The organism is Alteromonas sp. 4NH20-0104, from assembly GCF_057547795.1.
Genome location: NZ_BAAJLP010000007.1, coordinates 18,171 through 33,317 on the forward strand (window position 1 = coordinate 18,171; position 15,147 = coordinate 33,317).

The window sequence follows — 15,147 nt, forward strand, 5'->3', positions numbered from 1 at the left end:
ACAGGAGGGTTTGCCTTAATTGCTTCATATATAGTGTAAAAGGTGAAGAACCCTGAATCAAACATCAGACCGGTTCAAACCGGTAAATGAATAGGTAAAAGGGCCCTTTGAGGGCATTTTAAATGATTACTACTTTGGTTGTATTTGAGCTAAACTTATTCGATTAAGTCCGCGTCCGGCTTGCGATGTGGCAATGACGCACAAAGAAAATATTTTGTTAATTCAAATGCGAAACAAAAGTTGTAATTTTACTACATTTGTTGTTAACTATATGGCAACAAATTACCACGATGGCATGCTGTATCACAGCAGCCGACTGTATAAATTGAAATAAGGCCAAATTCATGGTGATGGATAGTTCTTTTGAAGCCTGCGATTTTGTGTTGTTTGGTACCAAAGGCGACCTTTCTCGACGCAAACTGCTGCCGTCTTTATATCAACTCGAAAAAGCAGGGTTGTTGCATCCCGATACAACAATTGTCGGTGTCGCCCGACAAAAGCTCAGTTCCGAAGATTATGTAGAAGAAGTTAAGAATGCTCTGGCTGAGTTTTCTGGTGAAACGGTATGTGAAGATACCTGGGGCAAATTTAAAGACCGACTGGCGTACGCGCAAATCGATATGAAAGATATCGCCAGTTATGCCGCCCTGGAGCCACACGTAAATCCCGACCGCACAATGGTGTGTTATCTGGCTACGCCGCCGGCGATATACGGTGACATTTGTCGTGGTCTGCATGGCTGCAACATTATTGATTCCAGTGTACGTCTGGTACTGGAAAAGCCCATCGGTCATGACCTGAAATCGTCCAAGGTCATTAACGAACAGGTTGCAGAGTATTTCAACGAGACTCAGATTTACCGTATCGACCATTACCTTGGTAAAGAAACGGTGCTTAACCTTATTGCATTGCGCTTTGCAAATTCCATCTTTACCACTAACTGGGATCACAACTGCATCGATCATGTGCAGATTTCGGTGTCGGAGTCAGTCGGTATTGAAGGGCGCTGGGGCTATTTCGATGATGCTGGTCAAATGCGTGACATGGTACAAAACCACCTGTTGCAAATTTTGTCGCTGGTTGCCATGGAGCCGCCTGCGAACCTGAACGCCGATAGCATTCGTGATGAGAAACTCAAAGTTCTTAAAGCGTTACGTCCAATTAATGCCAGCAACGTAAACGATGTGACCGTTCGCGGTCAGTACACGGCCGGTTTCGTTAAAGGCAAGGAAGTGCCCGGGTATCTGGAAGAAGACGACGCTAATACTGTTAGTAAAACCGAAACCTTTGTAGCGATTAAAGCAGAAATCGACAACTGGCGCTGGGCCGGTGTGCCGTTTTATCTGCGCACTGGTAAACGTCTGCCTACCAAGGTGTCTGAAGTTGTTATCTACTTCAAGCGTCAGCCGCACAACCTGTTTACTGAAAGTTTCAGCGCGCTGCCACCTAATAAGCTGGTTATTCGTTTACAGCCTGATGAAGGTGTCGAAATCACCGTAATGAACAAGGTACCGGGACTAACCAGCTCAGGCTCTATGGATCTGCAAAAGTCCAAACTTAACCTGAGTTTCTCGGAAGAGTTTTCTGACGACCGGATTCCGGATGCTTACGAAAAACTGTTACTGGAAGTGATGCTGGGTAATCAGGCGCTGTTCGTGCGTCGTGATGAGATTGAACAAGCCTGGACCTGGGTAGATTCTATCCTGGCTGCATGGCGCAACAGTAATGAGCCGCCAGAGCCATATCAGGCGGGTACCTGGGGCCCTGTTGCTTCCATTGGATTGCTGGCGCGTGAAGACCGCAGCTGGTACGAAAGCAAAATCACAAAGAAAAAATAATTATGCCATTAACACAATCATTATATGAAAGTGCTGAATCGCTGAACGAGGAATTTGCCGCGGAGATTGCTGAAAAGCTCGCCGAGGGGATTGCTCAACGCGGTCGGGCAAGCCTGATGGTTAGCGGTGGTCGTACGCCGTTACCGCTGTTCAAGGCATTAAGCGAGAAAGACATCGACTGGGCTAAGGTAGATGTATCCTTAGTGGATGAACGTTGGGTTGAGCAGAGCAGTGATGCCAGCAACACCCGTCTGGTAAAAGAAAATCTGTTGGTGGGTAATGCCAGCGCGGCGCGCTTCATTGAAATGAAGTCGGCGGAAGCCGATGCTACCGACGCGGCCACTGCTTGTGAGAGCCGACTCGCCGCCATGTCTCAGCCATTTGATGTGCTGATCCTGGGCATGGGCGAAGATGGCCACACTGCTTCATTGTTCCCTTGCTGTGAGCAACTGGCAGATGGCCTGGCCATGAACAGCGGCCGGGTGTGCATTGCCACGCAGCCAACTACCGCTCCACACCAGCGCATGTCGCTGACGTTGCCAGCGATTGTTGCCAGCCGAAATATCTATCTACACCTGACCGGTGATAAAAAACGTCAGGTACTTGAAGACGCAGTTGCCAATGCCACGGCCACTGAAAAGCCAATTGTTGCTGTGATTAACGCAGCACAAGTGACCTTGAAATGGGCACCGTAGGAGTCATTAATGAATACACAGGTAAACGAAGTTACGCAGCGCATTATTGAGCGCAGTAAAGCCAGCCGACAGGCCTATCTGGCAAAAATCGAGCGTGCCCGGGGGCAGGGTCCACACCGTGGTGTGTTGTCTTGCGGTAACTTAGCGCACGGATTTGCTGCCTGTAACACCAGTGACAAATCAGATCTGCGCAGCATGACAAAAGCCAATATCGCGATTGTTTCTTCGTACAACGATATGCTGTCAGCTCACCAGCCTTATGAAACCTATCCTCAGATTATCAAGGATGCGGTGAAAGAAGTGGGCAGTGTGGCGCAGTTTGCTGGCGGTGTGCCCGCTATGTGCGATGGCGTTACCCAGGGTAATCCTGGCATGGAACTGAGTCTGATGAGCCGTGACGTGATTGCCCAGGCCGCAGCCGTAGCCTTGTCTCACAACATGTTCGATGGCGCCATGATGCTGGGTATCTGTGACAAAATTGTCCCGGGACTGCTAATGGGCTCGCTGAGCTTCGGTCACCTGCCAACTATTTTCGTACCAGCAGGCCCAATGCCAAGCGGTCTGCCAAATAAAGAAAAAGCCCGGGTTCGTCAGGCGTTTGCCGAAGGTAAAGTCGGTCGCGATAAACTTCTCGAAGCAGAATCTCAGTCTTACCACTCAGCCGGAACCTGTACTTTCTACGGTACGGCTAACAGTAACCAGTTAGTGGTAGAAATGATGGGCCTGCATTTACCGGGTTCTTCCTTTGTTAATCCGGGTACTGAAATGCGTGATGCGCTGACCAAAGCAGCCTCACGTCAGGTAACCCGTTTAACCGCGCTGGGCGATAACTATACGCCAATTGGGCATATTGTTGACGAGAAGGCCATTGTAAACGGTATCGTAGCGTTACTGGCGACCGGTGGTTCAACCAACCACACCATGCACCTTATTGCGGTAGCGCGCGCTGCTGGCATTATCGTGACCTGGGATGATTTCTCAGAACTGTCTAATGCGGTACCGCTTTTAACCCGGATTTACCCGAACGGCTCTGCCGACATCAACCACTTTGTGGCGGCTGGCGGTATGGCACTGCTGTTTAAACAGTTACTCGATGCCGGACTTATTCATAACGATGTGAAAACCATCGTCGGTGATGGACTGGATCTGTACACCAAGGAACCTGCACTGGAAGACGGTGAAGTGACCTGGCGCGATGGTCCGGTTAAATCTCACGATGCTGAAGTTTTTGCCAGTGTTGAAGCGCCGTTTAAACCCGATGGCGGCCTGAATGTATTGTCAGGTAACCTGGGTCGGGCGGTGATTAAAACCTCTGCTTTACGCAACCCCCATTGCCAGCTTAAAGCCCCGGCTGTGGTGTTTGAAGATCAGTATCAACTGGATGCCGCGTTTAAATCCGGCGAGCTGGATAAAGATTGTATTGTGGTTGTACGTTTCCAGGGCCCTGCGGCCATTGGTATGCCGGAACTGCACCGCTTAACCCCACCACTGGGTGTGCTGCAGGATCGCGGCTACAACGTAGCGCTGGTTACCGACGGTCGTATGTCTGGTGCTTCCGGTAAAGTACCGGCTGCCATCCATGTCACCCCGGAAGCCTTTTTAGGCGGTCTGCTGTCAAAAGTAGAAACCGGCGACATTATTGAACTGGATACTAAAACCGGTTCACTGAGCCTGCACGTAGATGAAGCAACACTCGCCCAACGTATACCAGCAGTAGCCGATCTGACCCTGCAACACGAAGGCATGGGCCGCGAATTATTTGGCGGTATGCGTGGTGTTATCTCCGGTGCAGAAGAGGGTGCCTGCACCCTGTTTTACACGCAGGAGCAAAATGTATGAGCGCCTGGTTTGTCGCAGACGTAGGTGGCACGAATATTCGTGTTGCCACGATAACCGAAAGCGGCCTGAGCAATATCAAAAAGTATCTTTGTAACGACTTTGCCAGTATTGATATTGCTCTGAAACAGTATTTCTCAGATACCGGTGAAACCTTCAGTGCTGGCTGTATTGCCATTGCCTGTCCGGTTACCGGTGATGAAGTTGCCATGACAAATCATAGCTGGACCTTCTCCCAGCGTGCGTTAAAGCAGCAGCTTAGTCTGCATGATTTACATGTGATCAACGATTTTACCGCGGTGGCTCATTCACTGCCGGTATTAGGCGATGAGCAGCTTATTCAGATTGGTACCGGTCATTCGGTTGATAAGGGCAACGTAGCCGTATTTGGTGCCGGCACCGGTTTAGGTGTTGAGCATATGATGCACACTGCTGAGGGCTGGAAAACCCTTGACGGTGAAGGCGGCCATGTTGACTTTGCGCCGGTGGATGAGACCGACATCGTGGTATGGCGTCATCTGCAAAATGAATTGGACAGAGTCTCTGCCGAAGACGTTTTATCCGGACGCGGACTATTAAATATCTATCGTGCCCTGGCATTGCATCAGGGCGTGGAGCCGGCGATTACCGATCCGGCTCAGGTGACTGAGCAGGCGTTAAGTGGTCAGTGTGCGATCTGTTTATCGGCGCTTACTCAGTTCTGTCGGATCATGGGCAGCTTTGCCGGTAACCTGGCGCTGAATCTGGCAACAACCGGCGGCGTATTTATTGGTGGCGGTATTGCTACCCGCTTCACGGAGTTTCTGATTAACAGCGATTTCAGAGCCCGTTTTGAAGCCAAAGGACGCATGAAACATTACGTTAAAGATATTCCGACATACCTGATTAATGAGCCGGACCACGGCTTATTAGGCGCATCAGCGTATTTACAACAACAGATTGCGAGTTGATTTTATGACTAATTGGAAAAGTTCACCTGCAGACATCTTTGCCGCAGGCCCGGTAGTACCGGTGCTGGTTATTGAAGATGTTGAAAAAGCGGTGCCGCTGGCTCATGCGTTAATGGCAGGTGGCATTAAAGTACTGGAAGTGACTTTACGTACCCCAGCCGCGCTGGACGTAATTAAACGCATTGCAGATGAAGTCCCTGATGCGTTAATTGGTGCCGGCACCGTAACGAATGCGCAGCAGCTAAAACAGGTTGTTGAAGCAGGTGCTAAGTTTGCTATCAGCCCGGGAATGACGGACGACTTGTTAAAAGCGGGTCATGATTTTGAAATCCCGTTGATCCCAGGTATTTCATCAACCTCTGATCTGATGAAAGCAAAAGATGCAGGCTATACTTACCTGAAATTTTTCCCGGCGGAAGCCTCGGGTGGCGTGAAAGCCATTAAATCGATTAGCGGACCATTCCCGGAGACGGTATTTTGTCCGACCGGTGGCATCGGCCCTAACAACTACAACGAGTACCTGGCGTTACCTAATGTACGCTGTGTAGGTGGTTCGTGGCTGGCCCCGGATGATGCCATTAATAACGGTGACTGGGATCGTATTACTCAACTGGCAAAAGAAGCGGTAGCTAACGCCAGCAAGTAATGTAGCCCCTGTAATACCAAAAAAGGGTATGTCATCAGACATACCCTTTTTTTTATGGCTGTCATCTCAGCCTGGCTGTCAGGTAATCACCTGCGTCAGCTTATGAACCTCACCGGGGTTGAGGGTAGTGCCATTCGTCACGGCAGTTTCCACACACAGCATTTGTTTGTAACCAAAGGCATCCATGTCGCTCATGCTGGCAGCGGACTGCCAGGGATTCCATACGACAATACTATCGTGACCCGCAGAGCCAATTGTAATGTAAGGCGATTGATTGGCGACGATGGTTAGCGTTTCTGGCGCTTCCTGATGGATCCGATCGGTTTCACCAGTGAAAATATAGGGTACTGGTGCTGGCTTTACCGCCCAGTCTTCCAGTTTATCCTTATATTCACCGCTGAGGCCTTCCAGTGCCACGTCAGCGATGTTACTGACATCAAAGTAGCTATGCAGGGCACAATTTAGCGAAAAGGCCTCCTGCTGCTCCAGGCTGGTAGTTTCAAGGCTCACCGAAAGCTCACTGGCAATGTTGATACGCAATTTCACGGCGCATTCATACTGAAAGCCTGGTCCTTTGGTAGAGGCCGGTGTGAGGACCATTTCTGAACGGGTACCATCGCAGCTAAACTCACTGATGTCCCACATTTGGGTGCGAAGAAAACCATGCGAAGGCAGTTCGCCTTTGGCCTTGCCGTGGGCATCACTAAACCAGGGCCAGCACAGTGGTATTCCACCACGGATAGGACGATCGCCGTTAAGCACTGCGACCGGGCTGACCCATAAGCGGTCACGATTATCGTGGCTTGGAATAAACGACAGCACGTGTCCGCCAAACAGGCTGATGCGACAACTGGCTGATGCGTTGGTCACCGTAACGAAGCGGTTACCGTCTTTCTCTTCTATTTGATAAGATTGGTCATTCATTCGTGATGTCCCTTGACCCTGTCAGTTGGTCAGTTAAGTGTGTACTTAACCCCATTTTTTGTTTTTGATATCTGCGTCATCTCACAATGCATCTGGCTGCGCAGCACGCAGAATAGCGGCCCGGGTGAAAGGCCCCGGTCAGTCACCGTGCCAACAAGGTTGTTATCCGGCTTTGTCCGGTGTTGTTGGCATTGCCGTGGCCAGCACTGTCCGCCTGACGTCGATCATTCTGAGGTGGCGCGGGTATACTTATCTTGCCTGATAAATAAAAAAGGTGCGATAAAAATCGCACCTTTTTCGTCATCACCAGAAGGGATTACTTGCTGATGTGAGCAACCAGTTCAAGTACCTTGTTGGAATAGCCCCATTCGTTGTCGTACCAGGATACCACTTTCACGAAAGTGTCGGTCAGGGCAATACCTGCAGTCGCATCAAATACACTGGTGCGTGCATCGCCAACGAAGTCGTTAGATACCACGGCATCTTCAGTGTAACCCAGAACACCTTTCAGCTCGCCTTCAGAAGCCGCTTTCATGGCTTCACAGATAGCTTCGTAGCTGGTTGGCTTGGCCAGGTTCACGGTTAAGTCAACCACAGATACGTTAGGCGTAGGTACGCGGAACGCCATACCAGTCAGCTTACCGTTAAGAGCTGGAATAACTTTACCTACCGCTTTGGCTGCGCCAGTTGATGAAGGAATGATGTTCTGACCCGCACCGCGGCCACCACGCCAATCTTTCTGAGATGGGCCGTCAACCGTTTTCTGAGTTGCAGTAGTTGCGTGAACAGTAGTCATCAGACCGTCTACAATACCAAACTTGTCGTTCAGTACTTTGGCTACCGGGGCCAGACAGTTAGTGGTGCAAGATGCGTTAGAAACGATGCTCTCACCGGCGTAGCTGTCGTGGTTTACACCCATAACAAACATTGGCGTGTCATCTTTTGAAGGTGCTGACATTACCACTTTCTTAGCGCCTGCTTCGATGTGCTTGCTGGCCGTTTCTTTAGTCAGGAATAAGCCGGTAGATTCAACTACTACGTCGGCATCCACTTCTGACCACTTAAGCTGAGCTGGATCTCTTTCTGAAGTAACACGGATTTTCTTACCGTTAACGATCAAATGGCCGTTATCAACGCTTACGTCAGCGTCAAAAATGCCATGTGTTGAATCGTATTTTAACAGGTATGCAATGTAATCTGGGTCCAATAAATCATTAATAGCAACTATTTCAATGTCTTGTCTGCTCTGCGCAGCACGCATTACGAGCCGTCCGATTCGGCCAAACCCATTGATCCCGACGCGAATTGTCATAACATGCCTCTGTATCGTTAGTTAATAAATTGAAAAATAATTACGTAAAGTATGGATCAAAACTACACCTAAGGCAAAACTTTATGCTAATTTTGTTGCAAAATTACAGAAATGCCAATGCAAACGTATTCAATTTTACGTCTGAACATCTTCAACAATAATGTAGAGTATTGTTAAATGGCCTATGCCACCCGGTTTGCTTATCAGGCAAACCTCACACACAGGAACAACTATGACTAATCAGGTTTTGCAAAAGCTTGTCGAAATGCGGGGCGTAGAAACCCAATACGTTGATGCATGGGGAAACCCAGCGACAATTTCCGAAACCAGTAAAGCGAAACTTCTTCAGGCTCTCGGATATGACATCAGTAACGAATCAGTGATAGCTGAACAGCTCGATACGGAGATCGCTACAGTATGGTCGCAGCCTCTCGATCCGGTTTGCGTGCAACGAACTGCCGAGGAAAAACAAATTCGGCTGCGGTTGCCACTGGCTTTGGTCAATTCGACGTTAACCGTTAAACTTGACCTTGAAGAAGGTGAGAGCCATACCTTTACAGTTATACCAGTTGATCAAACTTTGCTCAATGTTGGCGTGGTGGAAGAACTGGAATTTCATGAATACAGTATAGCACTGCCTGAAGATTTGCCCTGTGGCTACCATCAGCTTTCAGTGAGTGAAGCGCAAACCCTGATTGCTGAAATGCGATATATTGTTGCACCGACAGCCTGTTATCAGCCGGAGGCGATTACCGCCGGTCACAAATTATGGGGCTTAAGTGTTCAGCTTTATTGTTTACGTAGTGAAAGTAACTGGGGCATTGGTGATTTTTCTGATTTGGCCCAGCTTGTCACCAAAGCGGGTAAGCAGGGCGCCGGCTTTATCGGCCTCAATCCCATCCATGCACTTTATCCGTCTAATCCCGAAGCCTGCAGTCCTTACGGTCCGTCTTCCCGTCGCTGGTTAAACTTCCTGTACATTGATGTAACCGCATTACCTGAATACGACAGCGCTGCGGTGCAAGCGGTTGTTACTGATGAGGCCTTCCAGGCCCGGCTGGAAACGGCCCGAAGCGTTGAATATGTGGATTACAGCCTGGTCACAGACCTTAAAATGGCCGCGCTTAACCGCTTGTTTGATGAGTATTACACCGCTTACCTTAAGAAAAACACCAAACAAAACCGCGAATTTAAAGCGTTTATTCAAGCCGGTGGCGAAAGTCTTCAGATGCAGGCCACTTATGATGCGATGCAGGAATATCTGCAAAATGATGGGAAAGAAGCCTGGGGCTGGCCGGTCTTTCCTGAAAACTGGCGGGACTTTCACAATGAAGCCGTAGCGAAGTTTGCTAAGAAGCATAAAAAGCGGGTGCAGTTTTACATGTTCCTGCAGTGGCAGGCAGCAGCGCAGCTCGAAAAAGCCAATCAGGCTGCTATCGCTGCAGGTATGCCGGTAGGGATCTATCGCGACCTGGCTGTGGGCGTTAGTGAAGGCAGTGCCGAAATTTGGGGTAACAAAGACCTCTACTGTACCGCAGCCAGTGTTGGCGCTCCGCCGGATATTCTCGGCCCGCTTGGCCAGAACTGGGGCTTGCCTCCGATGGACCCTGAGGTCCTCTATCAGCAGGGCTATCAGCCAATCATCGATTTATTTGCCACCAATATGCAATCGTCCGGTGCATTGAGAATTGACCATGCCATGGGGCTGTTACGCTTATGGTGGGTTTGTCAGGGAGACCACGCGAAGGAAGGCGGCTATGTTTATTATCCGCTGGAAGACCTGCTGGGCATTCTGGCGCTGGAAAGTCATCGTCATCAGGCGCTGGTGATTGGTGAAGACCTTGGTACCGTGCCGGAAGAAATTCGCCAGGTACTGGCCGACAACGGCGTGTATTCCTACCGGGTGTTCTTTTTTGAGAAGGCCGAAGACGGTGGTTTTTACTCTCCCGCGCACTATCCAGAGCAGAGCATGTCTACCCTGACCACCCATGATATGCCAACCCTGATTGGTTACTGGCACTGTCTTGATTTGGAATTGGGTAAGCAATTGGGCTTGTATACCGACGACGATGTGCTACAAACCCTGTATGCTTCTCGTCATGAAGACAAGCAGGAAATTCTTAATTCGCTGCACGGCCACGGTCGGGCAGGGAGTGAAGTAGGTACCGATGTCAATGTGACGGGGATGAGCAGAGAGCTTAACTTTGCACTGCAGACGCATATGGCCTACGGCAGCAGTGCGTTGCTGAGCCTACAGCTCGAAGATTGGTTACAAATGGATAAGCCGGTCAATATACCAGGCACGTTTATGGAATATCCTAACTGGCGACGTAAGTTGTCACGCAATCTTGAAAGCATTTTTGCCGATCAGGATATTCAGTCTCTGGCCGCCGGCATTGATGCGGGTCGCCAGGCCGCTGGTCGCAACGAAGACGAGCAGTAAATTAACCGCTTAGACGCAAAAGAAGTAGGAGTCAGGAATGCATTTTGAAGGACAGTTAGCGCAGGCACATTGCCAACATCCGTTTGCCGTGTTGGGCCCGCAATATAATGGCACGAATACCTTTGTGCAGTACTGGCAACCTGGTGCGCAAGCGGTGGAAGTTGTCAATGCGGCTTCAGGTGAGTCGCTGGGCATGCTGAATGCCATCAATGGAGACGGATTGTTTAATGCCGTGATTGAGGGCCTTAGCAGCGCATCGGCTTATCAGCTTAAAGTGACCACTGATGAAGGGCAATCGCTGGTTACCGATCCCTATCAGTTCCAGGCCGAAGCGTATCATGCGGTGCATTTTATCGATCACGAGCCGCAAAACTTATACCGCCAGGCCGGCGCCCAGCTTATTACGCTGGAACGTGATGGCTTCAGCGCCGAAGCGGTTAGGTTTGCGGTGTTTGCGCCTAATGCATCAGCGGTTTCCGTTATCGGTGACTTTAACGGCTGGGACGGCCGTTGCCACCCTATGCAAAAGACCGACATGGGTTACTGGGTGCTGGTTGTGCCGGGCTTAACAGAAGGCGTGCGGTATAAATATCAGGTAAAAGATGCCAATGGTCATCAGTTACCTCACAAAGCCGATCCGCTGGGCTTTTATGCAGAACAGTATCCCTCTCATGCATCGCTGATTTACGACCACAAGCAGTATGAATGGCATGACGCTGACTGGCTGCAAGCGGCGGCACAGCAAAATAAATATCACAGCCCCATGAGTGTTTACGAGGTGCATCTGGGGTCGTGGAAGCGGCCGGGAAACCCCGAACAGCGTTACCTTAGTTACCGCGAACTGGCCCAGGAGCTGGTCGCCTATGTTACAGAAATGGGGTATACCCACGTTGAGCTATTGCCGGTATCTGAATTTCCCTTTGATGGTTCATGGGGGTATCAGCCGGTAGGGTTATTTGCACCGACCAGTCGTTTTGGTTCGCCGGACGATTTTAAATATTTTGTCGATACCTGCCACCAGAATAATATTGGTGTCATCATCGACTGGGTACCCGCCCACTTCCCGGAAGACGGCCACGGCCTGGCCCGGTTTGATGGCACCCATGTTTACGAATATGCCGATCCGCGCCGGGGCTGGCATCCTGACTGGAACTCCTGTATTTACGACTTTGGTAAAGAGACCGTCAGGCAGTTTCTGGTTGCCAACGCGTTGTACTGGCTGGAGCATTTCCACGTTGATGGTTTGCGGGTGGATGCAGTGGCCAGTATGCTGTATCTGGATTATTCACGGGAAGAGGGCGAGTGGATCCCCAATGTACACGGTGGCAATGAAAACCTTGAAGCCATCAGCCTGCTTAAATGGATGAACGAGGAAGTTTATCGTCACTTTCCCCATGCGATGACTATTGCCGAGGAGTCCACCAGCTTTCCAAAAGTATCGCGACCGGTGTTCGACGGTGGTCTTGGCTTTGGCTTTAAGTGGAATATGGGGTGGATGCACGACTCATTGCACTACATCAGCAAAGACCCTGCCTATCGTACCTATCATCACTCTGAAATGACCTTCAGTATGGTGTACGCTTTCGACGAGAATTTTGTTCTCCCCATTTCCCACGACGAAGTTGTGCATGGCAAAGGCAGTCTGCTGGGGAAAATGCCGGGTGACGAATGGCAACAGGCGGCGAACCAACGCTGTTATGCGGCATTTATGTTTGGCCATCCGGGTAAAAAGCTTAATTTTATGGGCATTGAAATTGGTCAGAGCAGCGAATGGAACCACGATGCGTCGGTTGACTGGCGCTTGCTGGACTTTGACAAGCACCAGGGCATACAGCGCCTGTACCGTGATTTGAATCACCTGTACAAGCAATTACCCGCTTTGCATGAGCGCGATCACGATCCCGCGGGTTTTGATTGGATAGACTTACACAACCATGAACAAAGCGTGTTCTCGTTTGTTCGCCATAACCTCAGTGACACACAGCAGGTTTATGTGATCAGTAATATGACCCCTGAGCCGCGGCAACAGTTTCGTGTTGGCGTGCAACAGGCGGGTGAATACCAACTGGTATTGAATACTGATGATAGCGTATATTGGGGAAGCGGCGCAGCAACGCCTGAAACCTGTATCGCTGAGCCGGTGCCATGGAATCATCAGCCTTATTCAATCAATGTGAATTTACCCCCATTGGCAACATTATTTATTGTATTTAACAAGGAGTGACTTTGAGCGGCGCACGGAATTTTACCTCCAGGGAAGTAGATTTAGGCAGTCCTTTTCCGTTAGGCGCGACGCTTACGGATAAAGGGTGCAATTTTGCCGTGACCTGCACGGACGCCAGAGCGGTGATTTTATGTCTGTTTCATGCCGATACCGAAGAAACGCTCGATGAAATTGTCATGCCGGCAAAATCCGGTGACGTGTGGCATGTCTGTCTTAAAGGCGTAAGTGAAGGCATTCTTTATGGTTACCGGGTCGACCGCGGCACGGAAAGTCTGCACTATTCACCCACCGACAAATTATTAATTGACCCCTACGCACGGCAACTGAGCCGGCCAATACACTGGAATGCCCGTCAGTATCAGGGGGACAGTCAGTTTATGGTGGCTAAAGGGGTTGTTGTCGCAACTAATACGGCGTCACGGCCAGCTAAACCGAATATTGAGAAACATCGCCGGATCCTTTACGAGGCGCACGTTAAGGGACTCACTCAGCGTCATCCCGAGGTGCCCGCAGAACAGCAGGGTAAATATCTTGGCGCCTGCCATCCGGCGGTGCTCAGCCACCTCAAATCGCTGGGTATCACGTCGGTGCAGTTTATGCCGCTGGCGTCATTTATGCCTGAGCCATACATTACCGAAAAAGGACTGACCAACTACTGGGGTTACAACCCGGTTAACTATTTTGCGCCTGAGCCGCGTTATGGTCACAGCGATCCGCTCAATGAATGCAAAACAATGGTTGATGCCTATCATGAGGCGGGTCTGGAGGTCATTGTTGATGTGGTCTATAACCACACAGCTGAAGGCGGCAAAGACGGTCCGGTACTGTGTTTCAGAGGGATGTTTCCCCATCAGGCCTATCTGATGGAGCAAACGGCCAAAGGTGGACTGGTTTACAGCAATCACTCCGGCTGCGGTAACACCGTGTATTCGGCTCACCCGATTATGACCACAATGATTATGGACGCGCTACGCTACTGGGTGAGCGAAATAGGCGTCGACGGTTTCCGTTTTGATCTGGCCGCCTGCCTTGGGCGGGATCCTCAGCATTTTTCCGTATTTGCCGGGTTACTCAGAGCCATTCATCAGGATCCGGTTTTAAAGACCGCGGTATTAGTGGCAGAGCCCTGGGACATTGGGCCCGGCGGCTACCAGTTAGGCACTTTTGGGGCCCGGTGGTTGGAGTGTAACGATAAGTTTCGTGATTGTGTCAGAGCGTTCTGGCGCGGCGATAAAGGGACTACCGCTGACTTTGCTACCCGGTTGATGGGCTCGCGTGATGTGTTTCACAAAGGGTATCGCACCATCAATACTTCGGTGAATAACGTTACCTATCATGATGGCTTTACGTTACAGGATATGGTGAGTTACGCCGAACGCCATAATGAAGCCAATGGTGAAGAAAACCGCGACGGTCACGGCCATAATTTGTCGGCGAATTACGGCGTTGAAGGGGAGACTCAGGATAAGTCAATCCTGGCTATTCGTGCGCAGCAGAAACGTAACCTGTTTGCCACGCTGCTGTTTTCTCAGGGCACGCCGCACATTCTGGGCGGGGACGAGTTGAGTCGTACTCAACAAGGTAACAATAATGCCTACTGCCAGGATAATGAAATAAGTTGGTTTGACTGGGAACTGGATAAGTATAAACAGGACTTTTTAGCCTATTGTCAGAAAGTCATTGCTATTCGTCAGCAGTCAGAACTGTTAAGCCGCATGTACCTGCCTGATGATGCGTATCAACTGCATTCCAATGTCTCTGCAGTTAACTGGTATAAGCCGGATGGGTCTGGAAAAGGTGATGACGACTGGCAATCCGGTGGTAACAAAGCGTTTGCAGTGGAAATTATTGGCCATCAGGAAGCCGGCTACAATTGTGAACACTGGCTGCTGTGTTTTAATGCCAGCAATCGGGATATAAAGTTTAATACGCCGCTGAAATCGCCTAATGGTGGCTGGTCGCTGGTATTGGATACCCGTTATAGTCACCCGACGAAACAACCGGGATTGCGGATCCAGCACCTGTTTTTGCAAGCGGCGCATTCTTTCGCCTTGTTCCGCTACACCGACTTTCCCCGTTAGATGACGCCGTTACCGGCACAACATGGCGACACGTAGTCAACTAGTTGAGTGAGACTTTCGTACAGGGTAGTAAGCCATGCCTTATTTGTGTCCGGTAGCGGGGATTAGCACAAATTGACGATAATCGGCACGGTTGTGCTTTTCATTCCGTAAGTCGATGGTATTATGCCCACCCATCGAAGTGTAGAGGGTTTTTTG

General features: G+C 50.1%; 10 protein-coding genes. 8 read left to right on the forward strand and 2 right to left on the reverse strand.

The window, feature by feature from the left end; all coding sequences use genetic code 11:
• The first annotated feature begins 344 nt into the window (after positions 1 to 344).
• Genes zwf through AC27IB_RS06710 form a run of 5 tightly spaced genes read left to right on the forward strand, consistent with a single transcriptional unit; the run spans position 345 to position 5,965 of the window.
• Positions 345 to 1,838, forward strand: a complete 1,494-nt coding sequence (gene zwf, locus AC27IB_RS06690) for a glucose-6-phosphate dehydrogenase (RefSeq protein WP_487119773.1) — start codon at positions 345 to 347, stop codon at positions 1,836 to 1,838.
• Between the two features lie 2 nt (positions 1,839 to 1,840).
• Complete coding sequence (pgl, locus tag AC27IB_RS06695; protein ID WP_487119775.1) at positions 1,841 to 2,533, forward strand: 6-phosphogluconolactonase; 693 nt, start codon at positions 1,841 to 1,843, stop codon at positions 2,531 to 2,533.
• Between the two features lie 9 nt (positions 2,534 to 2,542).
• Entirely contained in the window at positions 2,543 to 4,372 is a 1,830-nt protein-coding gene (gene edd / locus AC27IB_RS06700) for a phosphogluconate dehydratase (RefSeq protein ID WP_487119777.1), read from the forward strand.
• The gene (locus tag AC27IB_RS06705) at positions 4,369 to 5,319 is read left to right on the forward strand and encodes a glucokinase (RefSeq protein ID WP_487119779.1); all 951 of its coding nucleotides are present in this window, start codon (positions 4,369 to 4,371) and stop codon (positions 5,317 to 5,319) included. The genes edd and AC27IB_RS06705 overlap by 4 nt, the downstream gene beginning before the upstream one ends.
• A gap of 4 nt (positions 5,320 to 5,323) precedes the next feature.
• Positions 5,324 to 5,965, forward strand: coding sequence for a bifunctional 4-hydroxy-2-oxoglutarate aldolase/2-dehydro-3-deoxy-phosphogluconate aldolase (locus AC27IB_RS06710; RefSeq protein WP_296044353.1), 642 nt, complete (start codon positions 5,324 to 5,326; stop codon positions 5,963 to 5,965).
• Between the two features lie 78 nt (positions 5,966 to 6,043).
• On the opposite strand, the gene AC27IB_RS06715 is transcribed toward AC27IB_RS06710, so the two are convergent.
• Both AC27IB_RS06715 and gap read right to left on the reverse strand, forming a co-directional pair.
• Entirely contained in the window at positions 6,044 to 6,889 is an 846-nt protein-coding gene (locus tag AC27IB_RS06715) for a D-hexose-6-phosphate mutarotase (RefSeq protein WP_487119781.1), read from the reverse strand.
• Between the two features lie 316 nt (positions 6,890 to 7,205).
• The gene (gap, locus tag AC27IB_RS06720) at positions 7,206 to 8,201 is read right to left on the reverse strand and encodes a type I glyceraldehyde-3-phosphate dehydrogenase (RefSeq protein WP_487119783.1); all 996 of its coding nucleotides are present in this window, start codon (positions 8,199 to 8,201) and stop codon (positions 7,206 to 7,208) included.
• 232 nt (positions 8,202 to 8,433) lie between these two features.
• Here gap and malQ point away from each other — a divergent pair, with 232 nt between their 5' ends.
• Genes malQ through glgX form a run of 3 tightly spaced genes read left to right on the forward strand, consistent with a single transcriptional unit; the run spans position 8,434 to position 14,949 of the window.
• On the forward strand, positions 8,434 to 10,644 hold the full coding sequence (gene malQ, locus AC27IB_RS06725) for a 4-alpha-glucanotransferase (protein WP_487119785.1): 2,211 nt from the start codon (positions 8,434 to 8,436) through the stop codon (positions 10,642 to 10,644).
• A 37-nt stretch (positions 10,645 to 10,681) separates the two neighbouring features.
• Complete coding sequence (gene glgB, locus AC27IB_RS06730; protein WP_296044359.1) at positions 10,682 to 12,868, forward strand: 1,4-alpha-glucan branching protein GlgB; 2,187 nt, start codon at positions 10,682 to 10,684, stop codon at positions 12,866 to 12,868.
• Between the two features lie 2 nt (positions 12,869 to 12,870).
• Positions 12,871 to 14,949 carry a glycogen debranching protein GlgX gene (gene glgX / locus AC27IB_RS06735; RefSeq protein WP_487119787.1) on the forward strand — a complete coding sequence of 693 codons (2,079 nt, stop codon included), beginning with the start codon at positions 12,871 to 12,873 and terminating at the stop codon, positions 14,947 to 14,949.
• Positions 14,950 to 15,147 lie beyond the last annotated feature (198 nt).

What these genes read in the sequence shown, in the direction of transcription:
- glgB (WP_296044359.1), top strand. Translation starts at nt 10,682, where the DNA reads ATGCATTTTGAAGGACAGTTAGCGCAGGCACATTGCCAACATCCGTTT.
- AC27IB_RS06715 (WP_487119781.1), bottom strand. Translation starts at nt 6,889, where the DNA reads ATGAATGACCAATCTTATCAAATAGAAGAGAAAGACGGTAACCGCTTC.
- AC27IB_RS06705 (WP_487119779.1), top strand. Translation starts at nt 4,369, where the DNA reads ATGAGCGCCTGGTTTGTCGCAGACGTAGGTGGCACGAATATTCGTGTT.
- gap (WP_487119783.1), bottom strand. Translation starts at nt 8,201, where the DNA reads ATGACAATTCGCGTCGGGATCAATGGGTTTGGCCGAATCGGACGGCTC.
- edd (WP_487119777.1), top strand. Translation starts at nt 2,543, where the DNA reads ATGAATACACAGGTAAACGAAGTTACGCAGCGCATTATTGAGCGCAGT.
- zwf (WP_487119773.1), top strand. Translation starts at nt 345, where the DNA reads ATGGTGATGGATAGTTCTTTTGAAGCCTGCGATTTTGTGTTGTTTGGT.
- AC27IB_RS06710 (WP_296044353.1), top strand. Translation starts at nt 5,324, where the DNA reads ATGACTAATTGGAAAAGTTCACCTGCAGACATCTTTGCCGCAGGCCCG.
- pgl (WP_487119775.1), top strand. Translation starts at nt 1,841, where the DNA reads ATGCCATTAACACAATCATTATATGAAAGTGCTGAATCGCTGAACGAG.
- malQ (WP_487119785.1), top strand. Translation starts at nt 8,434, where the DNA reads ATGACTAATCAGGTTTTGCAAAAGCTTGTCGAAATGCGGGGCGTAGAA.